Below are 23007 nucleotides of genomic sequence, written 5' to 3'. Positions count from 1 at the left end.
TCGGGTGCTGTGAAGCGTTCAGAGGCGGTTGCGGAGGCGGCGATCACGCTGCTGGCCGAGCGGGGGATGCGCGGCCTGACCCATCGGGCCGTGGACGAGACCGCCGGCCTGCCGCCCGGCTCGGCCTCCAACCTCGCCCGCACCCGCGCCGCGCTGCTCGAACTCGCCCTGGCCCACCTCGTCGAGCTGGAGGAGCGCGCCCTGGCCCCGGCCCTGGAAGCCGGGCTGCCGGCGCGCGACCGGCGCCCGTCGCGCGAGGACCTGGTGGTGCTGCTCGTGGAGGCGCTGGACGTCCAGCTCTCCGACACCCGGCGCACGCTGGCCCGCTACGAGCTGGCCCTGGAGGCCACCCGCCGGCCCGAGCTGCGCCGCGTCTACGACCGGGCCGGCCGCCGCTTCCGCGACCCCGCCGTGGCGTTGCTGGCCGCACTGGGCTCCCCCGATCCGGTACGGCACGCGCACCAGCTCGTGGCGTACACCGAGGGCGTCATGTTCGACGCGATCGCCGGAGCGGGGGAGCGTCCGTCCAAGGACGACGTCCGGGCGGCGATGCGCGAGCTGCTGACCGGCATGCTGGGAGCCGGCTGAGCCCGTCCCGGCCGGGCGGGCCCGTGCGGCCGGTCCGACGGGGGCTCGTCGGGCGGGCTCGTCGGGCGGCCCCGTCAGGCGGGCCCGTCAGGCGGGTTCGTCAGGCGGTGAGGCGGGCCCGGTGGGGCGGCCACTCCTCCTGGAGGATGCCGAAGAAGACGGTGTCGCGCCAGGTGCCGTCCGGCCGCCTGCGGTGACGCCGCAGCGTGCCCTCGTGGACGCCGCCGATCCGCCGGATCGCGTTCTGCGAGCGCGTGTTGAGCACGTCCGTCTTGAGCAGCACGCGGTTGTACCCCAGCTCGCCGAAGGCGTGGTCGATGAGCAGCACCTTGCAGTTCGTGTTCACGGCCGTGCGCCAGACCGCCCTGCCGTACCAGGTCCAGCCGATCTCCACGCTCTCGTCGAAGCCCGGCACGTCGCCGTAGGTGGTCCAGCCCACCGCCCGGCCGCTCTCGCGGGGGACGACCGCGAGCGGGACGTGCTTGTCGTCCGCCATCAGCCCGGCGGCCACCTCCCTCAGCTCCTCCTCGGTCCGGGGATGCGCCGGCATCCAACGCCACACCTCCGCGTCGTCCCCGCCGGCCGCGAACAGGTCGGGCACGTGGGAGAGGGTGAGGGGTTCGAGCCGGACGACGTCGTTCTCGAGCACCACGGGAGAGGGGAGCCTGGCGGTCATGGCGGCCAGCCTAGGAGATGACCGGAAACCGGGTTATGGCCACATGGCGCCTTTTGACGAAGACCACTGTCTTCGACGCAGACCACTGTCGACACGCATACCGGCCGGTCGGTAGGCTCGGCGGCATGGACTTCGCCTACGACAGCGTCACCCAGGAGTTGCGCGAGCGGCTGCTGCGCTTCATGGACGAGTGCGTCCACCCGGCCGAGGCCGCCTTCGCCGAGCAGGCCGCCACCAGTGGCTGGAGCGCTCCGCCGCTGCTGGCCGACCTCAAGGACGAGGCGCGCAAGCGCGGCCTGTGGAACCTGTTCCTGCCCGGCGCCGACGGGGCCGGGCTGACGAACCTCCAGTACGCGCCGCTGGCGGAGATCATGGGCCGCAGCCCGCACCTCGCTCCCGTCGCCACCAACTGCGCCGCGCCGGACACGGGCAACATGGAGGTGCTGTCCATGTTCGGCGACGACTGGCAGCGCGAGGAGTGGCTGCGGCCGTTGCTGGACGGGGAGATCCGGTCCGCGTTCGCCATGACGGAGCCCGACGTGGCCTCCTCCGACGCCACCAACATCGCCACCTCGATCGTCAGGGACGGCGACGAGTACGTCATCAACGGCCGCAAGTGGTTCATCTCAGGCGCCATGAACCCCGAGTGCAAGATCTTCATCGTCATGGGCAAGACCGACCCGCAGGCGCCGTCGCACCGGCAGCAGAGCATGGTGCTGGTGCCGCGTGACACGCCCGGCATGCACATCAGGCGCGGCATGAGCGTGTTCGGCTACGACGACGCCGACCACGGCGGCCACGCCGAGATCGTGTTCGAGGACGTCCGCGTCCCGGTGGACAACCTCATCGGCGAGCAGGGCGGCGGCTTCGCGATCGCCCAGGCCAGGCTCGGGCCGGGCCGCATCCACCACTGCATGCGGCTCATCGGCATGGCCGAGCGGGCCGTCGAGCTGATGTGCCGCCGCGCGCTGAGCCGGACCACGTTCGGCAAGCCCGTCGCCCAGCAGGGCGTGGTCCAGGACTGGATCGCCGAGTCCCGCGTCCGCATCGAGCAGCTGCGGCTGCTCGTCCTCAAGACGGCCTGGCTCATGGACACCGTCGGCAACCAGGGCGCGCACACCGAGATCCAGGCCATCAAGATCGCGACTCCGGTGACCGTGGAGTGGATCCTCGACAAGGCCATCCAGGTCCACGGGGCGGGCGGGGTCTCGCAGGACTTCCCGCTGGCCGGTCTGTGGGCCGGGGCCCGCTCCCTGCGCCTGGCCGACGGCCCGGACGAGGTCCACAAGCGGTCCCTGGCCTACCGCGAGCTCAAGAAGTACATGTGACACCGATCGGAGGACCCCGAGTGGACGAAGCGCGGCTCAGGGAGCTGGTGGCGGACTTCCTCGCCCGCCACGACCCCGGAGGCGACCGGCTGGAGTTCCTGCGTGCCAGGTTCGACGCCGGGCTGGCCTGGGTGTGGTATCCGGAGGGGCTCGGCGGTCTCGGGCTCTCACCCGAGCTGCAACGGGTCGTGGAGGAGGGGCTCGCCGGCACGCCGCAGATCGACACCGGCGTCCAGGGCATCGGCCTCGGCATGGCGGCGCCCACGATCCTGACGTTCGGCACCGAGGAGCAGAGGCGGCGGTTCCTGCGCCCGCTGTGGACCGGCGAGGAGATCTGGTGCCAGCTCTTCAGCGAGCCCGGCGCCGGGTCCGACCTCGCCACGCTCGCCACCCGGGCCGTCCGCGACGGCGACGAGTGGATCGTGGACGGGCAGAAGGTGTGGACGTCCGGCGCCCACCACGCCCGGTGGGCGATCCTCGTCGCCCGCACCGACCCGGGCGTGCCCAAGCACCGCGGCCTGACGTACTTCGCCTGCGACATGCACGCCCCCGGCGTAGAGGTCCGGCCGCTGCGGCAGATCACCGGCGAGGCGGAGTTCAACGAGGTCTTCCTGACCGGTGTGCGGCTCCCCGACGACCTGCGGCTCGGCCAGGTCGGCGACGGCTGGCGCGTCGCGCAGACCACGCTCATGAACGAGCGCGTCGCCATCGGCGGCGCGCGCGTGCGGCGCGGCGGCGGCATGCTCGCGCCGGTGCTGGAGACCTGGAGCGAGCACCCCGAGCTGCGCACCCACGACCTGCACCAGCGGCTGCTCGCCCTGTGGGTGGAGGCCGAGGTCACCCGCCTGTCGGGCGCGCGGCTGCGCGAGCAGCTCGCCGCCGGCCAGCCCGGCCCCGAGGGGTCGGGCATGAAACTGTCGTTCGCCAGGCTCAACCAGGCGCTGTCGGGCCTCGACGTGGAGCTCCGCCGCGACCTCGGCTACGACGACTGGGCGTTCCGCCGCTCCGACACCGTCGACTTCTACGGCCGCGGCGCCGGCTACCGCTACCTGCGGGCCAAGGGCAACTCCATCGAGGGCGGCACCTCGGAGATCCTCCGGAACATCATCGCCGAGCGCGTGCTCGGCCTGCCCGCCGAACCCCGCGTCGACAAGGACGTCCCCTGGAAGGACCTGCCGCGATGACCCTGCTGTACTCGGAGGTCGAGGAGGAGCTGCGGGCCGCCGTCCGGGCCGTGCTCGCGGACCGCTGCCCGCCCGCCGCCGTCCTGGCGCGCGTCGAGTCCGAGCCGTACGACCCGGGCCTGTGGAAGACCCTCACCGGCGAGATCGGCGTGGCGGGGCTGCTGGTCCCGGAGGCGCACGGGGGAGCCGGGGCCACGGCGAGCGAGGCGGCCGTGGTGCTGGAGGAGCTGGGCCGCGGGGTGGCGCCGGTGCCGTTCTTCACCAGCTCGGTCCTGGCCACGTACGCGCTGGTCCGCGCCACGGGGACGGGCGCCGGTGAGACGGCCGCCGGTGAGACGGCCGCGGGCGTCGGGCTGCTGCGGGGACTCGCGGAGGGCCGGGTGACGGCCGCGTTGGCGGTCCCGTTCGCCGCCTCGCCGTACCGGCCCTGGCACGGCTCCCCGGTGAGCTCCGGAGAGCCCGGAGGCGGCGGCGAGGCGCTGCTGTCGGGGAGCGTGCGGAGCGTGGCGGGGGCCGACGTGGCCGACGTCCTGCTCGTCCCGGTCCCCGGGGCCTCGGCGGGCGGCTCGGCGACCCTCTACGCCGTCGAACGCGACGCCGCGGCCGTCCAGGCGGTGCCGTCGCTGGACCTGACGCGCCCGGTGGCGACCGTGACCCTCGACGGCGCGCCCGGCACGCGGCTCGGCGTGGTGGACCTGGCCGAGGTGCTTCGGTTCGGCGCGGGGCTGCTGGCCTCGGAGCAGCTCGGCGTGGCCGAGTGGTGCCTGGAGACCACGCTCGCGTACGTCAGGGAGCGCCGTCAGTTCGCCCGGCCGGTGGGGTCGTTCCAGGCGGTCAAGCACCGGCTGGCGGACCTGTGGCTCGATGTGGTCAGGGCCAGGGCCGCCGCCCGAGGCGCCGTCTCGGCCTCTGAGGAGGGAGCGCCGGGCGGGGCCGGGCTCGACCCGGTGGCCGTCGCCGTGGCCCAGGCGTGGAACGGCGACGTGGCCGTGCACGCGGCCGAGGAGGCACTCCAGCTCCACGGCGGGATCGGGATGACCTGGGAGCATCCCGTGCATCTCTTCCTCAAGCGCGCCAAGGCCGGAGAGATCGCTCTTGGCACCCCCGGCGACCACCGGGAGGCGCTGGCCTCACTCGCCGGTGTGCCCGGCCCCGGCGCGGAGTGAGGTGAGCAGCAGGTCGGCGAAGTGCCTTCCCACCTGGGCGCCGGTCAGCGGCCCGTCCGCGTGGTACCAGGTGCCCAGGTGGTGGACCGAGCCGAAGAAGTAGTCGACGACCAGGTCGGCCGGGACGTGGTCGCTGAAGGTGCCCTCGCGCTGCCCCTCGGCCACGAGATCGCGGAATCGCTCGTGGTAGCGTCGGCGCTCGGCCCGCACGCTCTTCTGCGTCTCGGGCGCCAGCAGGTGCATCGACCGGAAGAAGATCTTGGAGTCGTCGAGGTTGGCGGTGGTGGTCTCGACGACGTCGGCCGCGGCGGCGTGCAGCCGCTCGGCGACCGTGCCGGAGCCGTCGGCGATCAGGGTGAGCCTGTCCATCTGCATGCGCAGCACGCGAGCGTAGATCTCGTGCAGCAGGTCATCCTTGGAGCTGAAATAGTGGTACATGGCGCCCTTGGTGACGCCCGCCGCCAGCACGATCTCCTGCACCGAGGTGCCCTCGAAGCCTCTCGCGGCGAACAACCGCGTCGCCGCGCTCAGCAGCCGGCCGCGTACCGGTTCTTCCTTCACGTGTCCCCCTTGGTCACCTCCGACAGGATACCGACTGGTCGGTTGAGCGGTCTTCCCGGTGCTATTTCCGTCACCTTAGGGTGCCCTTGCTTGGAGTGGGGTATTACTTGACTTGGCGAGGGATCTTCGGCGTGGCAGATCCCGTTTGGTTCGGTTCGATCTCATCATTCGGGGAGTTTGCCGTGCCCGGTGGCTCTATCTACGTGCAGCAGGACGCGAAGTACGCCGGCTCGTCGCCGCAGTGGTACTACGAGAAGTTCTGGCGTGAGGCGGCCAAGGGCCGCCAGCGGTCCCGGATGGTCAAGGCGGCCGTCGGCTTCGTGGTCGGCATCGGGCTCGCCATCCGCTTCGGTCTCGACCTCGTTCCCCTGTACGGCCTCGCGCTCGCCGGCGTCGTCGCCGCCGCCGACTGGTGGCTCGCCTGGAGCTCGTTCCGGGCCACGGCGGTCTGGCGGGGCCAGCGGCGCGGCGAGGCCATCACCGGCCGCATGCTGCGGCGCTCGCTCCGCAGGCGCGGCTACAAGGTCCTCGACGGCCGCGCCATCCGCGGCCAGGCGTCCATCGACCACCTCGTGATCGGCCCTGGCGGGCTGTGGATCGTGGACAACGAGTCGTGGAGCCCCGACACGGAGATCGCCGCGTACGGCGGCAGGCTCTTCTTCGGCGAGAAGTACGGCACCAATGTCGCCAGACCGCTGGCCGAGACCGCCCGCGCGTTCGCCGAGATGCTGACGCGCGAGACCGGCGTGCCGGTGACGATCACGGTCATGCTGGCCGCGCACTCCGGCTCGCTGCCACGCGGCGGCAGCGTCACGGCGGAGGGCATCACGCTGCTCAAGCCCCGCCTGGTGGCCCGCCGCATCAAGGCGTCGCGGGAGGTCGTGCTGGACGACGACCAGATCGAGCTGCTGACCCGCACGGCGGCCCGCGAGCTCCAGCGCTCCTGACCCGACCCGGAGCCAGGTCAGACGCGGTCGTCGAGGTGGTCGTCGTGGCGTGGGGCGCTCTCGCCGGTGAGGTGGGCGAGGGTGCCGGTCATGTCCAGCAGCCGCTCGAGTGCGGGGCCACGGTCGTCCAGGAACAGCAGCGCGCCCGCCTCGCCCGCCCGGCGGCGGGCCACCAGCAGAGCGGACAGGCCGCTGGAGTCGCACAGCCGCAGCCCGGCGCAGCCGATCCGCAGCTCGCGCGGCGCGCCGGACCCGGTCAGTGCGGCGGTGACGGCTTCGAGGAACTCCTGCGCGGTGGTGTGGTCGAGATCGCCGTGCAAGCAGATGCGGAGGATGTGCGGTGCGGGCGTCTCCTGGGTGAGTTCCAGCGGCTCGGGAACGAAGCCGGTCACGCGCTGCCTCCAGGAGCGTCGACGGCGGGCGAGGGCACAGCGGTGACGTCCACCGCGGGACCGGCCTCGGCGGGGACGCCGGCGGTACGCAGCGCCTCGCGCCCGTACGCGAGAAGGCCCGTCGTCCGGGGGAAGTCGGTGAGCCGCGCGGCGAGCAGGTCCAGCGCGGGCAGCAGCGTGCGCGCGGGGACGCCCCGCGCCGTGAGGATCTCCGCCGTCCACGTCAGGAAGGCGCCGAACAGACCTGGATCGTCCAGGTAGAGGGCAGTCGCGAGGAAGTCCACGACGTGCGCCACGTCCTCGGCGGTGTGGCGGAGCTGCTGGGGGGTGTAGGAGGCCATCGCGGGGACGCGCTCGCGCAGCCCGTCCATGACGTGCCTGACCAGCCGCGGGGCGGACTGGGTGACCAGCGTGTACTCCTGGTCGTCCAGGTGCGGCAGGTCGTCGACGGCCTGGCGGCTCGGGGCAGGGCGGGACGGGGGGCCGTCCGCCAGCCGGTCGGCGGCCGAGCGGGCGTCGGGGGCCCAGGCGTCCGCGCCGAGCAGGCGGGCGTAGCGGCCGTCGGGTCCGAACGCGGCGCCACCGGCCAGCACCGGAGTGCCGGTCGCCTGGCAGGCCGTGATGGCGGCGTGCGCGGCCGGCAGCCGCGTGGCGATCGAGCTGGACAGCGCCACGACGTCCGGGCCGGTGCGGTGCAGGTGCGCGATCAGATGCTGCGTGGGCACCTGCGCGCCCAGGTAGACCACCGTCCAGCCGCGCAGGCGCAGCACCTCGGCGAGGATCCGCGCGGGGAAGGCGTGCCACTCCCCGTCGATGCACGCCACCGTGACACGACCCCCCGCCCGCGCCGCTGCGGAGGCGGACTCGCGCGCCCGCCGGCTCGTACGGGCGGCATCGCGGGCGGCGGGGTGGTGGGCCAGGGCGGCCAGTACGCGCTCGTTGACCGCCGTGATCGTGTGCTCCTGCGCGACCGTGATCAGGTTGGCCGCCCACTCGCGGCCCACCCGTGCCTGCACCGGCACGACGACGTCCATCAGCAGGCTCTCCATGTCGACGCCGTCGTCGAGGGCGGCCAGGACCACGTCCACCGCCGCGTACTCGTCACCGGCCGCCGCGGCCTCCCACAGCAGCCCCGCCCGGTCCGCCTCAGGGCCGTTCGGAGCGTTGCCCGCCATCACCGCTCCACGCCCCGGCCCGCGCGGGGTGCGGTGATGGCGATCACCGCCACGTCGTCGTGGTCGCCGCCGCCCGCCCACTGCGCGGCCAGCATCTGGACGCGCTCGGTGACCGCCTCGGGCGGCATCCCGGCGCACTGCTCCAGCTCCTCGCGCAGCCGCTGCTCGCCGAACAGCTCGTCGCCCAGCGGGCCGCCGCGCGCCTCGGTCACGCCGTCGGTGTACAGCAGGCAGGTGTCGCCCGGCTCCAGCACCACGGACTCGGTGGTGCTGGTGATCCGCTCCAGCATGCCGATCAGGGTGCCCCGGGTGCGGGACTCCTCCACCCGGCCGTCGGCCCGCAGGATCAGGGGAGGCTCGTGGCCCGCACTGGTCAGCCGTACCGTCACCCTGGGGCCGTCCCGTCGTACGGACGCCAGCACCAGCGTGACGAACCTGCTGCGGTCACCCCGCAGCAGCACGTCGTTGAGCAGCCCGAGCAGCCGGCGGTGATCGTCGGCCATGGGCAGCAGCGCGTGCAGCGTGGTACGGATCCGGCCGGTGAGCACGGCCGCCTCCAGGCCCTTGCCGCACACGTCGCCCAGCACCACCAGCGACTCCCCGCCCGGCTCCGTGGCGGGGTGCAGGTCGAAGAAGTCGCCGCCGACCAGCTCGGTCGCACCCGCGGGCCGGTAGCGGGCCGACAGCTCCACCCCGTCCAGGTGGCTGGTCGAAGGCGGCAGGAGCTCGCGCATCAGGGTCTCGGTGATGGCCGTCTGCTCGGCGTACAGGCGCGCGGCGGACATGGCGGCCCCGGCCCGTGCGGCGAACAGCCGCGCGAACACCTCCTCGCCCTCCGAGAAGCCCGCCTGGCCGGAGCGCCGCAGCAGCACGAGCGCGCCCGCCGGAACCCCGTGGCCGGGCAGGGCCGTGACGACCATGGACCCCGGCTCGCCCAGCTCGCCGCGGGCCATCCAGCCGGGGGCCGAGGCGGGGTCGATCCAGCGCGACGGCGTCGGCGGGAACCCCCGCAGCGCCTCGGTCAGCCCCGGTACCTGCATCAGGTCCACGGACAGGCTCTCGCGGACCACGCGGCCGTCCGGCCCGCAGTAGGCCACCGGATGCCTGTGCCCGGACTTCGGCAGGATGACCAGGGCGGCGTCGGCCAGGTGTCGGGCGGCCAGGCGGGCCGTGACCTCCATGCAGCGGCCGAGATTCAGGGAGGAGAGCAGCTCGTTGGACGCCTCGGCGAGGAAGGCGGTTCGCCGGCGCTCGATCCGCAGCGCCTCGGACACCCGGTGGTGGTCGGTGGCGTCCACCAGCCACCAGACCACGGACGAGCCGTCGCCGGGCGACGGGTGCGCATCGAACATCCGATCACCCACCGGCCCGCGTGCGGCGCCCTCGGACGCGGCGCGCGGCTCGGAGAGGGGCGGCGGTGGCACGGGGGAGGACCGGCCGGTCAGGGTGTCGTGGGCCCGGGACAGCCAGGCGGGGACGGCGTCGGCCAGCGGCACCCCCGGGGCGGCCGCGGGCAGCAGAGCCCGGGCCGCGTCGTTGACGAGCCCTATGACGCCGTCACCGTCGATCAGCAGCACCGGATACGGCGCGTCCTGCCACACGGTTCCGGCCCGGCTGTGTTCCGCTTCGCTCGTTGCACCCGTCAAAATCGCGAGCCCCAGGCGGGCCCTGCCTCCTCGATGTCATATCGCCCTTTACGGACTTTCCGCCCACTGTAGCCCACGTTCCCTCGTTCCTACTGGACGGTAACGTGGCCGGAGGGTCAGTCGAGGCTCTCGATGAATGCTGTGAGCTGGGAGACGTTGCGGCACTCGTACATGGGCACGACCCCCGCGTACGCGCTCGCGACGGAGTCGCCGGTGTCCCACTGCGCCTTCGGCTCGGGGTTCAGCCAGTAGGCGTGGCGGGCCCGGCCGGCCAGGGCCCTGAGGGTGTCCAGGGCGGGCGGCTGGTAGTTGGAGCGGGCGTCGCCGAGGATCAGCAGCGACGTCCTCGGCCCCACGGCGTCGCCGTGGCGCTCGGCGAAGCGCTCCAGCGCGTAACCGTAGTTGGTACGGCCGAACCGCACCATGTCGGCCTCGTCCGCCAGCCTGGTCATGGCGTCGACCACGTCCGTCCCGGGCCGGAAGAACCGGGTGATCTCGTCCACCGTGTCCACGAACCCGAACGCCCGTACCTTGGCGAACTGCTCTCTCAGCGCGTACGTGAGCAGCAGCGTGAAATGCGCGAACGACGAGACCGAGTCGCTGGCGTCGCACAGCACGACCAGCTCGGGCCGGTGCGGGCGGGGCGGCCGGAACGACGGCGTCAGCGGCACGCCGCCGCTCTGCAGGGACGCGCGCACGGTCCGGCGGAAGTCGAGCCGGCCCCGCCTGCCCCGCCGCCGGCGGATCGCCAGCCGGGTCGCCAGGCGCCTGGCCAGTGGATACACCTCGCGACGCAGCCCGGCCAGGTCCTCCCTGGTCGCCCGCAGGAAGTCGACCTGGTCGAGCGGCGGGCGCACGGCCGAGCGGGCGATGCGCTCCACGCCCGAGTCCTCGGCGATGCGGCGGCGCACGTCGGCGGCCACCGCCTCCTCGAAGCGCCGGACCCCGGCCGTCACCTGCTGACGGACCGTCCGCTCCGCCAGGCCGCCGCGCTCGCGTCCCGCGAGGACCTCACGAAGGATCCCGGCCATCAGCGTCTCGGGCGACAGGGCCCGCATGACACTGTAGGAGAACCAGTTCTGGCGACCCGGCCCGGCCTGCTGCCGCCCGAACCGCTCCACCATGGCCCGGGCGAACTCCCGCATCTCCGCGTCGCCGCCCCCGGTCACCAGCCCGGCCAGCCGCTCCCGCAACTCGGCGACCGACGCCTCCTCCAGCTCCCACCGGAGACGTTCGTCCGCTCCCCCCGACATGACGGGCGGGAACCACAGGTCGAACAGCACGTCGAACCCCGGCCGATGCGCGGGCCGCTTGACCAGCGTCGCCGCGTAGGCGGCGCGCAGCGACTCGCGCTCGGCCAGGTCGATCACCCGCAGGGCCCGTACCGCGTCCAGCCCCTCGGCCACGGACACGGGCAGTCCCGCCTCCCGCAGGGCCCGCACGAACCCGACATGCCTGCCGACCAGCGACTCACCCACCGGACAGGCCCAGTTCCTTCAACACCCGCCGGTGGTCGGAGGCGTGCTTGAGCACCACGCCCAGCGTCCCGGCGACGGTCGCCTCGTCCAGCTCCTCGCGTCCCAGGGCCAGCAGCGTGTTGGCCCAGTCGACGGTCTCCGCCACGGACGGCGCCTTCTTCAGCTCCAGCCCCCGCAGCGTCGCCACCGTACGGGCGAGCTGCTCCGCCAGGTCCGCACGGATCGTCGGAACCTGCGCGAGCACGATGTCCCGCTCCCGCTCGGGCGTCGGGTAGCCGATGTACAGGTACAGGCAGCGGCGCTTGAGCGCCTCGGACAGCTCGCGGGTGGCGTTGGAGGTCAGCACCACGAACGGCCTGCGGACCGCCGAGATGGTGCCCAGTTCGGGGATCGTCACCTGGAAGTCCGACAGCAGCTCCAGCAGCAGCCCCTCCACCTCGACATCCGCCTTGTCGGTCTCGTCCACCAGCAGCACGGTCGGCACGCCGGCCCGGATGGCCTTCAGCAGCGGCCGTTCGAGGAGGAACTCCTCGCCGAAGATGTCCTCGTCGGTACTGGTGGCCTGGATGCGAAGCAACTGCTTCTTGTAGTTCCACTCGTACAGGGCCCGCGCCTCGTCCAGCCCCTCGTAACACTGGAGCCGTATCAGCTCGGACCCGCTCGCCCGTGCCACGGCCTTGGCCAGCTGCGTCTTGCCCACCCCGGCGGGCCCCTCGACCAGCAACGGCCTGCCGAGCGCGGCGGCCAGGAAGACGGAGGTGGAGATGGCGTCGTCGGAGAGGTATCCCGCGGCGGCGAGCCGCTCACCGACCTCGGCGGGGGAGTCGAACATGAAGGCTCCTGTCGTCACAGCCGAACCTTATTCTAGTCTGCTCGGGTCCGGCGGTCCCGCCCCGCCTGATGCCGGACTCCGACCGATTCGACCAGGATGCCGAGTGCCGGTATATTCCTCTCAGCAACGCGCCGCTAGCTCAGTTGGTTAGAGCAGCTGACTCTTAATCAGCGGGTCCGGGGTTCGAGTCCCTGGCGGCGCACCGCAACAAGACCCCAGGGCGCTCCGGCGTCCTGGGGTCTTCGTGTTGAGGAGACTGGGTCACCCGGGCGCGTGCCCATCCGGCCAGACGCAGGTGGAGGCCGCCCCAAGGTAGAGATCATCCCCGTCTGCCCAGGTGAGGGTAAGGGTGTAGCCCTCAGGGTGGGATGTGCCGCTCAGGTCCGGGTTATTGGTGTTTCCCCCCGCGATGATGTGATGGCCCTGGGCCTCCCAGTAGGTGTGAACCTGCCGTGAAATCGACATGTTGTCGGTCTTCGGGACGTCACGAAGCCAGTAGGCACGGCTCACGATGACTCGGTCTTGAGATTTGTCCTCGTCCAGGCACGGGCTGGGTGCCTCGAAGGAGTGGATCGGTTCCAGTCGCGGTCGGGGAGTGAGGGCGTTGGCAGTGTCGTGAATGAGCTCCTCTACACGAGCGAGTGCTTGGGTGGAGGTGGCTGTGGCTTGGTTCATGGAGCATCCCGAAATGACGAGGACAAGAGCGGCGAAAAGTCGGAACACGTCGTTCACCTCTTCGAACTGGGCGACTCGGGCCCTAGCTCTGGCATGAGGAGTTGGGGGGTGCAGTTCAGCGGCACTGGAGCGGTGAGCATGTCGTATTGACCGTTGATAAGTCGCCCCATGTTGCGCAGCGAAGGCGAATGAGGTTTCCAGTAGCTGCTGTGCGCCTCCGTGAACACCTCTCGTCCCACCGGGAAACGCCTGGCCCCGAACGACTCGTCCCCCGGGTCCCTGCCGAACCTGCCCAGTGCCGCCACCGGGTCGTTGCCGGCCTCGCCCACCCACACGTGCGCCGGGTCGACGCCCAGCCGTGAGGCGTGGTCGACGCCGGTCCCCGGGCTGCCGATGAGGATGAGGTCGTCCGCGAGCCTGCCCGGGCGGAGGGCGGCGGCGTGGCCCGTGGTGAGCGAGCCGTAGCTGTGCCCGATGACGACGTTGCGCGCCGTCCCCGAGGGCGCGTGAGCGGCGTGCAGGCCGTCGGCGAACGCGGCGAGCGCCCTGCCGCCCTTGGCCGCCGCGTTGTCGGCGGCGACGGACCTGGTGATGTCGAACAGGCCCGGGTCGATCTGCGGGGCGTCATAGCCGAGCCAGGTGATCGACGCTATCGAACGTTCTCCGCTGGTCGCGCGCGCCTGCTGCCACAACGCCCGGGACCGCTCCAGATCCCCCCGTGCGGCGTCCAGCCCCGACGTGAGCCCCGACACGGACGTGACCGTGATGTCCGCCGTGTCCGGATCGCCCCAGGCGACGACGAGCCGCCCCTGACCCGTCACGTCGAACGCCAGCAGCAGCGGCGCCGGATGTCCCGCCACCGGGCGGAGCTGCGACTCGATGAGGTCGATGCGCCGCAGCCGGGCGGCGATGCGTTCCCAGCCGCCCAGCAGGCCCGGGTCCGCGAGCCGGCCGAGGTCGGCCGTGGCCGTCTCCAGCTCCCGCTCCAGCCGGGTCCGCTCCTCGGCCAGCCCGCGGCGGTTGGCCCGGTCCCGGACCGTCGCCGGCAGGCCGTTCAGCAGCCCGGACCACGGGAGCGTCACCAGGCGTTCCCGCGCCTCGGGCGGCAGCGTGTGCCACCACGCGGCGACCCGCGCCGCCAGGCCCGCGTCGGTCCCGTTCTCCTGGACGGTCAGCAGCCGCGTCACCGCGTGCTCCTCGCCCGCCGCGATGCGCGCCAGCAGGCGCTCCGCGCCGCCCGGGTCGGGGGCGTGGCCGCCGAACAGCCCGTACGCCGCCAGCCCCGCCGGCAGCGACGGGCCGGGCACCGTCTCGCGGATCAGGTTGAGGCGGCGCCGCAGGTCGTCGCCGTGGGCGGCGGCCCAGGTGGCGATGCGGCGGAGTTCGTGGCCGGGCTCGGCGGGCAGGCCGTGGGCGGACAGCTCGGCGGCGAGGCGCGCCCCGGCGACCGGCAGCGTCTGTGCGGCGTGACCCAGGGACGCCACCAGGGCGGTCATGGCGTTCTGCTCGATGCCCTGGAAGCGGCCCGGGGCGGGGGCCAGAGCCGCGACGGACGTGGTCAGCGCGGGAACGGCCGGTGCCTGTCCGCCGTGCCGTACGACGAGGAGGGCGAGCGCGTGCAGCGCGTCCGCGAGCGAGGACTGGAGGCGGGCCCGGTGGCGGGCCAGGTCCTCCGCGAAGGCGGGGGCGCCGCCGCCGACCCAGGCGTGGGCGTGCGCGAGCCGGGCCGCCGGGTCGAGGCCGGCGTGATGGCCCGCCGCGAGTGCCGCCGCCCGCCCGTACGCGGCCAGTGCCGCCGCCGCCCGCTCGTACGCCGCGAGCGCCGCCGCGCTGTGATCCGCCATGACGCGGCCAAGAATGCCAGGGGAGTCCGCGGGCCCTCAGGCGATCGGCGACTCCTCCGGGTATCGGGGCATGCGGCATGAATCTCCGGTGGGGCGGGGTAGTGAAGTGTTCATGGCTTGTCGGATCAGTGAGTTGGTGCTGGATTGTCGCGACCCCGAGCGGCTGGCGGCGTTCTGGTGTGAAGTGCTTGGGTTCGTGGTGATAGACCGGGATGAGGGGAGCGTGGAGATCGGGCCGGGGGAGACCGGGTTCGGGGGGCTGCAGCCGACCCTCGTGTTCAATCCGTCCGACGATCCGAGGCCCGGGAAGCTCCCGCTGCACATCGACGTGAACCCGACCGATCGCGACCAGGCCGCCGAGCTGGAGAGGCTGCTCGCGGCGGGGGCCCGGCCGGCGGACGTGGGGCAGACCGGCGAGGAGTCGTGGCACGTGCTGGCCGACCCAGAGGGCAACGAGTTCTGCCTCCTCCGCATGAGGCTGGACGACTGAGCTCGCCGCCGCTCGCCGGTGCGCGCGAGTGGTGGTCAGCCGCGGTCGCCGAGCAGGCGGAGGAGCAGCCGGGGCTCGCCCGGCCAGGCGTCCAGCAGCACCTCGCGGGGCACCTGCCGGGCGGCGTACCGCAGGGCCAGGGCGACCACCACGATGTCGTCCAGCGGGCCGATGACCGGCAGGAACTCCGGGATCAGGTCGATCGGGCTGGCCACCCACACACCCGCGATCACGATCGCGATCTTCGCCCGGCGCGGCACCGCGGGGTTGCTCCGGAGCCTGCGGACGGTGGTCAGGCAGTCGGGGATGAACGCGGCGAGGTCCCGCGCGAGCCCGGGCGGCAGGCGGCGCGCCAGCAGGACGAGCACACCCCACGTGGCCGCCACGCACACGACGGTGACCGCCAGCCCGATCAACCAGCCACGCACGACGTTCCGCCCTCTTCCGAGCCGTGACGATCATCGCCCGGCCTCCAGCCGGCACGACCCCCACATCACTGTACGGCGACCCCCCGGCACGCCCGCCTCCGTCCGCACATCCGACGGGTCCACGTGCCCGCCCGCCCCGCCCCCGTCCTCACACCCGACGGCTCCACGTGCCCGCCCTGTGCGTGGCACCCGCACCCCGGGCGCCTGACCACAAGCGTCACCCCCGGCTGGCGAAACCGGTGGGGTCGCCTTCCTCTTTCGGTCGCCCCAGGGGGAGGATGGTCCGCATGAACACGCGACCACTCGGACAAACCGCCGTCAGCTCCATCGGTCTCGGCGCGATGCCCATGTCGGTGGCCGGGCACATGCCCGACGAGGCCCAGTCGATCCGGACGATCCACGCGGCGCTCGACGCCGGCGTGACGCTGATCGACACGGCCGACGCCTACACGCCCTCGTCCGACGAGGTGGGTCACAACGAGCGGCTGGTCGCCAAGGCGCTCGCGAGCTGGGGCGGTGACGGCGACGCGGTGCTGGTGGCGACCAAGGGCGGTCACACGCGGCCCCCGGACGGCGGCTGGGCCGTGGACGGACGGCCGTCGTACCTGGTCGAGGCGTGTGAGCGGTCCCTGAAGGCCCTGGGCGTCGAGGCGATCGGCCTCTACCAGCACCACCGGCCCGACCCGGCCGTGCCGTACGAGGAGACGATCGGCGCGCTGCGCGACCTGCTCGACGCCGGCAAGATCCGGATGGCGGGCATCTCCAACGCGAACCCGCGCCAGATCAGGATCGCCTACGACATCCTCGGCGGCCGGCTGGCGAGTGTGCAGAACCAGTACTCGCCCGCGTTCCGCTCCAGCGAGCCCGAGGTGGACCTGTGCGAGGAGCTGGGCGTGGCGTTCCTGCCGTGGTCGCCGCTGGGCGGGATCAGCGCGGCGGGGCGGCTCGGCGGCGCGCACGAGGGGTTCGCCAGGGTGGCCGAGCAGCGCGGGGTGTCTCCGCAGCGGGTCTGCCTGGCCTGGGAGCTGGCGCGCAGCCCGGTCGTGGTCCCGATCCCGGGGGCGAGCCGGCCGGAGAGCATCCTCGACTCGGTGGCGGCGGCGGACCTGGTCCTGACCTCCGAGGAGCTCGCCGCTCTAGGCGGCTGAGGAGGCCCGCCGGTTTCGCGCGGCGGGTTCGGGCGTGCGAAGCTTTGAATGTCCCCAACACCAGGAGGTCCTCATGACGGAAACACCGGAGCCGGAAGCCAGCGAAGCAACTCCCGAGGACGAGTTGAAGCGCAAGTTCCGTGAGGCGCTGGAGCGCAAGCGTGCCCGGCAGGCCGACTCGGGCGCTGGTGGCAGGGGCGGCGACGCTTCCAAGATTCACGGCGCTCACGGACCGGCCGCCAGCAAGCGTTCCTTCCGGCGCAAGAGCGGAGGCTGAGGCGCCCGGAGCACGGGCTGAGACCTGGTTTCCTGGAGGGGTACGGCATGCCGTACCCCTCTTTTTCTTTGCCTGAAAGGTAGATCTTCGCCCGATTTATGGGCTTACCTTTGCTTTTGTCCGGTTCGCTGGCTAGAGTCAAACACATTCCGGTCAGTGACCTAGCCCTTCGTCAGGAAGCGGCGACTGGCCGGCGCCGAATCCCGCACAGCGCGGGAACCGGGGACCCACTTCTGGGGTGAATCCGGCCGCACCTGGCCGGTAGGGCATCTCCACGTCCGAACCCGTCAGCTAACCCGGTAGGCGAGATGGAGAGGACAAGACTTCATGCGCTACCGCGTACCCCCGGACGGGGCAGTGTCACCAGCCGCCTCCTGAGCGGCACCCGTTCCCCCTGACCTTCTCTCGCGCTCTCGCGTAGCGCCCGTTCGGCGTTCTGCCCGGCTACGCGTCCCCATCTCTTCGGAGCGCGCCCCTCTGTACCCCCACGTAAAGGACTTTTTCAACACATGTCCGAACGACTTGGCATGCGTTCCTTCAGCCTCTTCACGGCGGCCGTACTCGGCGCGCTCACCATCGGCGCCGGCACCACGGCCGCGCACGCCGACACCGACGAAGGCCGGCAGGTTCTCCTCAAGGGCTCGACCACCGCCTCCTACTTCTGGGACGACTCCTCCGGCCGCGCCGGTGACACCGGCCTGCCGGCCAGCGGCAAGCCCATGCAGAAGGGTCTGGCAGCCAGCCCCAGCTGGCCGCTCATGACCGAGGGCTACGTCATGTACAAGGGCAAGAAGGCCCCCTTCTTCGTCGGGGACCGCGGCCCGGGCGTGCCCTCCAGCAGCGGCGTCATGCTCGACCTCGACGCCAAGACCTTCGCCCAGCTCACCGGCGGCCGCTTCAACTCCAGCACGCTCGGTGTGGACGGTGTCGGCGGCCAGGGCCACATCAAGGTGAGCTACGTCATCACCAAGTGGGGCAACGGCGCGGGCAAGAAGAACTACCCGGTCGCCTTCTCCACCGGCGCCTGGCGTCGCGTCGACCACAACCCGGCCAAGCCGCCGGTGCTGGCCGAGGACAAGTCCACCACTCCGGAGGAGTCCGGCGCCGGATCCGCGGGCAAGGGCACCTCCGTCTCCTCCCGTGACAAGGACGACGCCGGCGTGGTGAACGCCTCCGAGCCCACCACCCGCACCGAGGCCCGCGACGCCGCCTCCGGCGACGAGGGTCTGAGCACCTCGGCCAGCCTCGCCCTGGTGGGCGTGGCCGCGGTCGGCGGCGGCCTGTACCTCGGCCGCGACCGCCTGCGCAAGCTCGTCCAGCGCTGACCGCCCGGCCCGCATGCCGCCCCCTCAGGCGGCACACGGGCCGGCACCCGACCATCGGCCGGGTCCGGACGCCACCCCGTCCGGTCCGGCCTCCCCCGGGGGCCTGCCTGCCTCTCCATCCAGGCCCCCACCTCGCCACCCCGTTCCGGAACCGCCGCCGCCCCGGCGGTTCCGGGGCGGGGTGCGCGCATTTCCGCGCACACGGGTCCCCGCGTGGGGGCTTTACCGGCCCGCGATCCGAATGTCATTCTGTTTCTCGTGACCATGCGAGCGAAGGCCAACGGCATCGAGATCGCCTACGAGAGCTTCGGCGCGGCCGGGGGTCGTCCTCTCCTCCTCGTCATGGGCCTCGGCGCCCAGCTCATCCACTGGGACGACGACCTGTGCCACCTCCTCGCCGAGCAGGGGCACCACGTCGTCCGCTTCGACAACCGCGACGCGGGCCTGTCGACGCACCTGCACGACCTCGGCCAGCCCGTGCTCGGGGGCCCGGCGCCGTACCTGCTGGACGACATGGCCGACGACGCCGCCGGGCTGATGGACGCGCTCGGCTGGAGCGCCGCCCACGTGGTGGGCGCCTCGATGGGCGGCATGATCGCCCAGACGCTGGCCATCCGGCATCCCGGCCGGGTGCTCACGCTCACCTCCATCATGTCCACGCCCGGCTCGCGGGTCGCCCCTCCCACGCCGGCGGCGAGCGCGGTGCTGCTGGCCACGCCGCCCGCCGGGCGCGAGGAGGTGGTCGCGCGGGCCCAGGACGCCTGGGCGGTGATCGGCTCACCCGGCTTCGAGCCGGACCGCGCGCGCATCGCGGACGTGGCCGCCCGCGCGTTCGACCGCTGCTTCGACCCGCCCGGCACCGCACGCCAGCTCGCGGCCATCATGGCCTCCGGCGACCGCACCGAACGGCTGCGCCGGCTCGACGTGCCGACGCTCGTGGTCCACGGCGAGGCCGACCAGCTCGTCCCCCTCGCGGCCGGCCGGGCCACCGCCGAGGCCATCCCCGGGGCCAGGCTGCTGACCTTCCCCGGCATGGGCCACGACCTGCCGCGTCCGCTCTGGCCGGACCTCGTCGCCGCCATCGCCAAGCTGACCGCCGGATGACCCCGCCGGCGCCGCCCGGCTAGACGTCCAGCTTCTCCTCGATGGAGCGGAGCTGGTGCCTGGCCATCGCCAGGTTGGCCCGGGCCCGGTCCAGGGCCAGGTAGAGGAACAGGCCCTTGCCGCCGCGCCCGCTGATGGGCCGGATGATGTGGTACTGCGAGCCGAGCGTGATCAGGATGTCCTCGATCGCGTCCTTGAGCCCGAGCGAGTCCATCGTGCGGAGCTTGGCCTTGACCACCTCGGTGTTGCCGGCCCCCGCGACCTGGAGGTCAAGCTCCTTGGAGCCGCCGAGCGAGCCCAGCGTCATGCCGCTGCCGTGGTCGACGACCGCCGCCCCGATGGAGCCGTCGATCGTCATCATCTCCTTGAGAGAGACGTCCATGCTGGCCATGTCATTTCTCCGTTCTCTGCTGATTTCTCTGGTGGACGGTCATCGCGTCCGTGCCGCGATGGCGGCCAGGGCGGCCGCGGTCCTGCGGCCCTCCAGCCGGAGCAGCCCGAGGTTCGTGCCGGGCTGGGCCAGGACTGTGAGGACGATGGTGGGGCCCGCGGCGTAGAACGCGGCGAACCCGGCCGTGCCCGAGATGAGCGTCTCCTCCAGGTCGCCCCTCCCGGAGATCGCGAGCATGCGCCTGCTCATGGCGAGCAGGGCGGCGGTGAGCGCGGCCGTCCGCTCGCCGTTGTCCACGGCGGGGTCGCAGGCGACGGCCAGTCCGTCGACCGTGCAGGCGACGCTGCCGCTGACGTCCGGGGTGCGCTCCCGCAGGAGCACCATCTCCTTGAGCACCTCGTCGTGCAGCTCCACCGGTGGCCTCCTTCTGAACGAGGGCAGTCTCACGACGGTGAGTGGGGGGAACCTCATGCCAGCTCCTCCAGCGCCTTCTTCAGCCGCATGAGCAGGGCCAGATCCCCCGGGTCCGCCGTCACGGCGGGGCCGAGGGGGCGGGCCGCGTGCGGCTGCGCGCCGGCCGCGTCGGGGAGGAGAGGCGGCGGACCGGCCGGCGCCGCGAGCGGCATGCCGGGCGGCCCGCTGGAGACGCCGGGGAACGGGGCGGTGGGAGGGCCGGCCGGATCCGGCGGCTGAGGCGGCGCATCCGCCGGATCCGGGGTCTGGGGGGAGGGGCGGGAGCGCCGGCCGCCGCGTGGCCGCCTGGGCAACGGGGCGTCCTGCTCCCCGCCCGTCGCGGGCTCCGGATGCCCGGGCTCCGACGGCGACCGCGGGTGCGGGGGCGCCTGCGGAGATGTGGGCCGTACGGGCGCCGGCTCCGCGGGCGGGGTGGGGCCGGGGGGCGCGAGCAGCCCGGCCGCCGCCAGCCGTCGTACGGCCAGCAGCACCGAGTACCCGGAGCGGCCCAGCCGCCGGGCCAGGTCCAGCGGCGCGGCCGCGTCGTCGGCGCGGGTGACGACCTCCCACTGGACGGCGCTGAGCGTCACCCCCTGCCCAGGAAGCCGGGGCGCGGGCCGCACCGGAGCGGTGTCCACGTCGGCGGACGGCCAGATCCGGGCCAGGTGCGCCCGGCGGCGGGCGCACTCCCGCACGAGCCCGGACACCTCGAAGTACCACCGGCCGCCCAGCCAGTGCCGCTCGCCGGGCCGGAACTTCGGCCGCGTCCCCGTGGCCGGCAGCAGGAAGAACGCGGCGTCCAGGACGGCGCCCAGCACGCAGTACTGGAGCTCCCCGAGCGTGACCGGGCCCTCGGCGAGCAGCCGCTCGCAGCCGCCGTCCGCCTGGAGGCGGCGCAGCTCGGCCTCGGGGATCCGGCCGCGCGCGGCCAGCAGCCGCTCGACGCCGGGCGTCTGGGCGCACTCCATGTACGTGATCCGTCCCTCGTCGAGGAAGACGGTGCCGGTCCGGCCGACGCGCAGCGCGCCGGTGGGACGGTCGTTGGCGAGGCTCGCCAGCAGCGTGTCGAGGGTCCCCATGGGTCACGCCAGCAGCCGGCCGGAGATGTCCCGCAGGCGGTGGCGCGCGAGCGCGAGGTTCGAGCGCTCCAGGTCGAGGCGGACGTAGATGACCAGCGGCCCCTCGAACACGGTCTCCATCAGCCTGAGCAGGTGGTGCCCGCGGTCGGTGGTGACGAGCATGTCGTCGATGCGGACCGTGTCGCCGGGGCAGGAGCGTGCCAGGCCGTCCATGGTGGCGCGGAGCGTCTCGGTCAGGGCGGCGGCGGAGTGCTCGGTGTCGACGCCCTGGGGCGCGCCGCTGGCCGCCACCGCCATGCCGCTGGTCTGGTCGAGCAGCATGGCGTCCAGCGCGCCCGGTATGGCCATGACCTCGGTCAGGCAGTCGTCCAGCCCGAGCACGGATCCTCCCCTCGCCGTCCCGAAGACTCCTTGAAGACTGGGACAGCGTAGGAGCGCGCCGGTGTCACGCAGCGGAGCCGGTCGGCAGCGGTACGAAAGCTATACGGCGCGGAAGGAGAAAAACCCCACCGCGGCGCAGCTTTCTCCGAGTTATCCGTATTGGGGATGACTTAGACGAATATTCTTCGCCTTTTCGCAGGTCAGGGCCGAGGCCGGGGGCCTCAGGCGGGCTCGTCCGGGAGGATGGCCGCCTCGTCCGGCTTGTGGACGAGGACGTTCTCGATGTACGACTTCACGGCGGTCGCCAGCCCCACGTCCGCGCCCGCCTCCTCCGACAGGTACCACCGGTGGTCGAGGACCTCGTGGAAGAGCTGCGCCGGGTCGAGCTTGGCCCGCAGGCCGGCCGGCAGCGAGTCGATCGTCGGCTGGAACACCTCGGCCAGCCACCGGTGCGCCACGATGGCCTCGTCCTCGTGCCGCAGGCCCTTGGCCACGCGGAAGCCGTCGAGGTCGTTGAGCAGCCGCCGCGCCTGGTTCTCCTCCACGTCGAGGCCGGTCAGGCGGAGCAGGCGCCGCTGGTGGTGGCCCGCGTCGACCACCTTGGGCCGCACGATGAGCCGGCCGGTGCCGACCTTGCGCCGCACCATCATCTCGGCCACGTCGAAGCCGAGCAGGTTCAGCCGCCGGATCCGCTGCTCCACCCGGTGCCAGTCGACCTCCTCGATGATCTCGTCCTGGGTGATCTCCTCCCACAGCCGGTGGTAGCGCGTGACGATGTCCTCGGCCGTCTCCATCGGGTCCACCGACGGGTGCAGCAGGCCGCCGGCCTCCAGGTCGAGCATCTCGCCGAAGATGTTGGTGTGGGCGACGTCGATGTCGGCCAGCCGCTGCCCCTGGCTGAGCATCGGGTGCATCTCGCCGGTCTCGGCGTCCACCAGGTACGCGGCGAACGCTCCGGCGTCCCGGCGGAACAGCGTGTTGGACAGCGAGCAGTCGCCCCAGTAGAACCCGTTGAGGTGCAGTCGTACGAGCAGCACGGCCAGCGCGTCGAGCAGCCGGGTCAGCGTGTCGGGCCGCAGCGTGCCGGACATGACGGCCCGGTAGGGCAGCGAGAACTGGAGGTGCCGGGTGATCAGCGCCGCGTCCAGGCCCTCGTCCCGGCCGGTGACGTAGGCGACCGGCTCCACCGAGGGGGCGTCCAGCCGGGCCAGGTCCCAGAGGAGCTGGTACTCGCGACGGGCGTACCGCTCGCTGATCTCCTTGATCGCGTACACCTTGCCGGAGAGCCGGGCGAAGCGGACGACGTGCCGGGAGATGCCCCGGGGGAGGTCGACGAGGTGGTGCTGGGGCCACTCCGCCAGAGGGCGGTCCCAGGGAAGGCCGATGAGGTCAGGATCATCAAGCGCGCCGGTGATCTGCAGGGGCATTTCTACAGGATA

At 72.8% G+C, this 23007-nt stretch carries 25 protein-coding genes, 1 tRNA gene and 1 riboswitch; of the genes, 11 read left to right on the top strand and 15 right to left on the bottom strand.

Annotated features, from left to right (window positions below; translation table 11 throughout):
- Positions 1-9 precede the first annotated feature (9 nt).
- Positions 10-588 carry a TetR family transcriptional regulator C-terminal domain-containing protein gene (locus ABZS51_RS10065; protein WP_355438304.1) on the top strand — a complete coding sequence of 193 codons (579 nt, stop codon included), beginning with the start codon at positions 10-12 and terminating at the stop codon, positions 586-588.
- A 100-nt stretch (positions 589-688) separates the two neighbouring features.
- Here the strand turns inward: ABZS51_RS10065 and ABZS51_RS10060 are convergent, their stop codons facing one another.
- Positions 689-1264 carry a GNAT family protein gene (locus tag ABZS51_RS10060; protein ID WP_355438302.1) on the bottom strand — a complete coding sequence of 192 codons (576 nt, stop codon included), beginning with the start codon at positions 1262-1264 and terminating at the stop codon, positions 689-691.
- Between the two features lie 125 nt (positions 1265-1389).
- On the opposite strand from ABZS51_RS10060, the gene ABZS51_RS10055 reads away from it, so the two are divergent.
- The 3 genes from ABZS51_RS10055 to ABZS51_RS10045 are packed head-to-tail and all read left to right on the top strand — an operon-like array spanning position 1390 to position 4942.
- Positions 1390-2592 carry an acyl-CoA dehydrogenase family protein gene (locus tag ABZS51_RS10055; protein WP_355438300.1) on the top strand — a complete coding sequence of 401 codons (1203 nt, stop codon included), beginning with the start codon at positions 1390-1392 and terminating at the stop codon, positions 2590-2592.
- Positions 2593-2612: 20 nt separating this feature from the next.
- Entirely contained in the window at positions 2613-3776 is a 1164-nt protein-coding gene (locus tag ABZS51_RS10050) for an acyl-CoA dehydrogenase family protein (protein WP_355438298.1), read from the top strand.
- Complete coding sequence (locus tag ABZS51_RS10045) at positions 3773-4942, top strand: acyl-CoA dehydrogenase family protein (protein ID WP_355438296.1); 1170 nt, start codon at positions 3773-3775, stop codon at positions 4940-4942. Before ABZS51_RS10050 ends, ABZS51_RS10045 begins: the two co-directional genes overlap by 4 nt.
- Here ABZS51_RS10045 and ABZS51_RS10040 read toward each other — a convergent pair.
- Positions 4907-5503, bottom strand: a complete 597-nt coding sequence (locus tag ABZS51_RS10040; protein WP_310713406.1) for a TetR/AcrR family transcriptional regulator — start codon at positions 5501-5503, stop codon at positions 4907-4909. The two genes, ABZS51_RS10045 and ABZS51_RS10040, sit on opposite strands and share 36 nt — an antisense overlap.
- Positions 5504-5685: 182 nt before the next feature.
- Between ABZS51_RS10040 and ABZS51_RS10035 the strand changes: the two genes are divergently transcribed.
- Complete coding sequence (locus tag ABZS51_RS10035) at positions 5686-6450, top strand: nuclease-related domain-containing protein (RefSeq protein ID WP_355438294.1); 765 nt, start codon at positions 5686-5688, stop codon at positions 6448-6450.
- A 17-nt stretch (positions 6451-6467) separates the two neighbouring features.
- Here the strand turns inward: ABZS51_RS10035 and ABZS51_RS10030 are convergent, their stop codons facing one another.
- The 5 genes from ABZS51_RS10030 to ABZS51_RS10010 form a co-directional block, all read right to left on the bottom strand.
- Positions 6468-6842, bottom strand: a complete 375-nt coding sequence (locus tag ABZS51_RS10030) for an STAS domain-containing protein (protein WP_355438292.1) — start codon at positions 6840-6842, stop codon at positions 6468-6470.
- Positions 6839-8017: a cobalamin B12-binding domain-containing protein gene (locus tag ABZS51_RS10025; protein ID WP_355438290.1), complete on the bottom strand. Its 1179-nt coding sequence runs from the start codon at positions 8015-8017 to the stop codon at positions 6839-6841. The genes ABZS51_RS10030 and ABZS51_RS10025 overlap by 4 nt, the downstream gene beginning before the upstream one ends.
- Positions 8017-9594 carry a PP2C family protein-serine/threonine phosphatase gene (locus tag ABZS51_RS10020; protein WP_355438288.1) on the bottom strand — a complete coding sequence of 526 codons (1578 nt, stop codon included), beginning with the start codon at positions 9592-9594 and terminating at the stop codon, positions 8017-8019. Before ABZS51_RS10020 ends, ABZS51_RS10025 begins: the two co-directional genes overlap by 1 nt.
- 185 nt (positions 9595-9779) lie before the next feature.
- Positions 9780-11141: a VWA domain-containing protein gene (locus ABZS51_RS10015; protein WP_355438286.1), complete on the bottom strand. Its 1362-nt coding sequence runs from the start codon at positions 11139-11141 to the stop codon at positions 9780-9782.
- Positions 11134-11973, bottom strand: a complete 840-nt coding sequence (locus ABZS51_RS10010) for a MoxR family ATPase (RefSeq protein ID WP_355438406.1) — start codon at positions 11971-11973, stop codon at positions 11134-11136. Before ABZS51_RS10010 ends, ABZS51_RS10015 begins: the two co-directional genes overlap by 8 nt.
- A 128-nt stretch (positions 11974-12101) precedes the next feature.
- Between ABZS51_RS10010 and ABZS51_RS10005 the strand changes: the two genes are divergently transcribed.
- Positions 12102-12175, top strand: a tRNA-Lys gene (locus tag ABZS51_RS10005).
- Between the two features lie 59 nt (positions 12176-12234).
- On the opposite strand, the gene ABZS51_RS10000 is transcribed toward ABZS51_RS10005, so the two are convergent.
- Together ABZS51_RS10000 and ABZS51_RS09995 are read right to left on the bottom strand one after the other, a co-directional pair.
- Positions 12235-12705, bottom strand: coding sequence for a hypothetical protein (locus ABZS51_RS10000; RefSeq protein WP_355438284.1), 471 nt, complete (start codon positions 12703-12705; stop codon positions 12235-12237).
- A complete protein-coding gene (locus tag ABZS51_RS09995) occupies positions 12702-14492 on the bottom strand; it encodes an alpha/beta hydrolase (RefSeq protein WP_355438282.1) in 1791 nt (596 codons plus the stop codon). Before ABZS51_RS09995 ends, ABZS51_RS10000 begins: the two co-directional genes overlap by 4 nt.
- 112 nt (positions 14493-14604) lie before the next feature.
- On the opposite strand from ABZS51_RS09995, the gene ABZS51_RS09990 reads away from it, so the two are divergent.
- Positions 14605-14982, top strand: a complete 378-nt coding sequence (locus tag ABZS51_RS09990) for a VOC family protein (protein ID WP_355438280.1) — start codon at positions 14605-14607, stop codon at positions 14980-14982.
- A gap of 35 nt (positions 14983-15017) precedes the next feature.
- On the opposite strand, the gene ABZS51_RS09985 is transcribed toward ABZS51_RS09990, so the two are convergent.
- The gene (locus tag ABZS51_RS09985) at positions 15018-15410 is read right to left on the bottom strand and encodes a DUF1232 domain-containing protein (protein WP_355438278.1); all 393 of its coding nucleotides are present in this window, start codon (positions 15408-15410) and stop codon (positions 15018-15020) included.
- A 287-nt stretch (positions 15411-15697) separates the two neighbouring features.
- On the opposite strand from ABZS51_RS09985, the gene ABZS51_RS09980 reads away from it, so the two are divergent.
- From ABZS51_RS09980 to ABZS51_RS09965, 4 genes are all read left to right on the top strand, one after another.
- Positions 15698-16558, top strand: a complete 861-nt coding sequence (locus tag ABZS51_RS09980; RefSeq protein WP_355438276.1) for an aldo/keto reductase — start codon at positions 15698-15700, stop codon at positions 16556-16558.
- Between the two features lie 73 nt (positions 16559-16631).
- Positions 16632-16835 carry a DUF5302 domain-containing protein gene (locus ABZS51_RS09975; protein ID WP_310713424.1) on the top strand — a complete coding sequence of 68 codons (204 nt, stop codon included), beginning with the start codon at positions 16632-16634 and terminating at the stop codon, positions 16833-16835.
- A 184-nt stretch (positions 16836-17019) separates the two neighbouring features.
- A riboswitch (cyclic di-AMP (ydaO/yuaA leader) is annotated at positions 17020-17156 on the top strand.
- 188 nt (positions 17157-17344) lie between these two features.
- A complete protein-coding gene (locus ABZS51_RS09970) occupies positions 17345-18160 on the top strand; it encodes a hypothetical protein (protein ID WP_355438273.1) in 816 nt (271 codons plus the stop codon).
- 264 nt (positions 18161-18424) lie between these two features.
- Positions 18425-19264: an alpha/beta fold hydrolase gene (locus ABZS51_RS09965; RefSeq protein WP_355438404.1), complete on the top strand. Its 840-nt coding sequence runs from the start codon at positions 18425-18427 to the stop codon at positions 19262-19264.
- 19 nt (positions 19265-19283) lie between these two features.
- On the opposite strand, the gene ABZS51_RS09960 is transcribed toward ABZS51_RS09965, so the two are convergent.
- From ABZS51_RS09960 to ABZS51_RS09940, 5 genes are all read right to left on the bottom strand, one after another.
- Positions 19284-19655 carry a hypothetical protein gene (locus ABZS51_RS09960; protein WP_355438271.1) on the bottom strand — a complete coding sequence of 124 codons (372 nt, stop codon included), beginning with the start codon at positions 19653-19655 and terminating at the stop codon, positions 19284-19286.
- 39 nt (positions 19656-19694) lie between these two features.
- Positions 19695-20126 carry a roadblock/LC7 domain-containing protein gene (locus tag ABZS51_RS09955; protein WP_355438269.1) on the bottom strand — a complete coding sequence of 144 codons (432 nt, stop codon included), beginning with the start codon at positions 20124-20126 and terminating at the stop codon, positions 19695-19697.
- Complete coding sequence (locus ABZS51_RS09950) at positions 20123-21187, bottom strand: hypothetical protein (RefSeq protein WP_355438267.1); 1065 nt, start codon at positions 21185-21187, stop codon at positions 20123-20125. The genes ABZS51_RS09955 and ABZS51_RS09950 overlap by 4 nt, the downstream gene beginning before the upstream one ends.
- Positions 21188-21190: 3 nt before the next feature.
- On the bottom strand, positions 21191-21568 hold the full coding sequence (locus tag ABZS51_RS09945) for a roadblock/LC7 domain-containing protein (RefSeq protein ID WP_355438265.1): 378 nt from the start codon (positions 21566-21568) through the stop codon (positions 21191-21193).
- Positions 21569-21789: 221 nt separating this feature from the next.
- Positions 21790-22995 carry a DUF4032 domain-containing protein gene (locus ABZS51_RS09940; protein WP_355438263.1) on the bottom strand — a complete coding sequence of 402 codons (1206 nt, stop codon included), beginning with the start codon at positions 22993-22995 and terminating at the stop codon, positions 21790-21792.
- Positions 22996-23007 lie beyond the last annotated feature (12 nt).

The sequence above is a fragment of the Nonomuraea sp. NPDC005501 genome, assembly GCF_040605905.1.
Classification (GTDB): Bacteria; Actinomycetota; Actinomycetes; order Streptosporangiales; family Streptosporangiaceae; genus Nonomuraea.
Note: the sequence above shows the minus strand (reverse complement) of the source record. Positions and strands in the feature narration are given on the sequence as shown.

What these genes read in the sequence shown, in the direction of transcription:
- ABZS51_RS09965 (WP_355438404.1), top strand. Translation starts at nt 18,425, where the DNA reads ATGCGAGCGAAGGCCAACGGCATCGAGATCGCCTACGAGAGCTTCGGC.
- ABZS51_RS10060 (WP_355438302.1), bottom strand. Translation starts at nt 1,264, where the DNA reads ATGACCGCCAGGCTCCCCTCTCCCGTGGTGCTCGAGAACGACGTCGTC.
- ABZS51_RS09975 (WP_310713424.1), top strand. Translation starts at nt 16,632, where the DNA reads ATGACGGAAACACCGGAGCCGGAAGCCAGCGAAGCAACTCCCGAGGAC.
- ABZS51_RS10045 (WP_355438296.1), top strand. Translation starts at nt 3,773, where the DNA reads ATGACCCTGCTGTACTCGGAGGTCGAGGAGGAGCTGCGGGCCGCCGTC.
- ABZS51_RS10055 (WP_355438300.1), top strand. Translation starts at nt 1,390, where the DNA reads ATGGACTTCGCCTACGACAGCGTCACCCAGGAGTTGCGCGAGCGGCTG.
- ABZS51_RS09940 (WP_355438263.1), bottom strand. Translation starts at nt 22,995, where the DNA reads ATGCCCCTGCAGATCACCGGCGCGCTTGATGATCCTGACCTCATCGGC.
- ABZS51_RS09955 (WP_355438269.1), bottom strand. Translation starts at nt 20,126, where the DNA reads ATGAGGTTCCCCCCACTCACCGTCGTGAGACTGCCCTCGTTCAGAAGG.
- ABZS51_RS10025 (WP_355438290.1), bottom strand. Translation starts at nt 8,017, where the DNA reads ATGGCGGGCAACGCTCCGAACGGCCCTGAGGCGGACCGGGCGGGGCTG.
- ABZS51_RS09995 (WP_355438282.1), bottom strand. Translation starts at nt 14,492, where the DNA reads ATGGCGGATCACAGCGCGGCGGCGCTCGCGGCGTACGAGCGGGCGGCG.
- ABZS51_RS09990 (WP_355438280.1), top strand. Translation starts at nt 14,605, where the DNA reads ATGGCTTGTCGGATCAGTGAGTTGGTGCTGGATTGTCGCGACCCCGAG.
- ABZS51_RS09960 (WP_355438271.1), bottom strand. Translation starts at nt 19,655, where the DNA reads ATGGCCAGCATGGACGTCTCTCTCAAGGAGATGATGACGATCGACGGC.
- ABZS51_RS09970 (WP_355438273.1), top strand. Translation starts at nt 17,345, where the DNA reads ATGTCCGAACGACTTGGCATGCGTTCCTTCAGCCTCTTCACGGCGGCC.
- ABZS51_RS10010 (WP_355438406.1), bottom strand. Translation starts at nt 11,973, where the DNA reads ATGTTCGACTCCCCCGCCGAGGTCGGTGAGCGGCTCGCCGCCGCGGGA.
- ABZS51_RS09950 (WP_355438267.1), bottom strand. Translation starts at nt 21,187, where the DNA reads ATGGGGACCCTCGACACGCTGCTGGCGAGCCTCGCCAACGACCGTCCC.
- ABZS51_RS09980 (WP_355438276.1), top strand. Translation starts at nt 15,698, where the DNA reads ATGAACACGCGACCACTCGGACAAACCGCCGTCAGCTCCATCGGTCTC.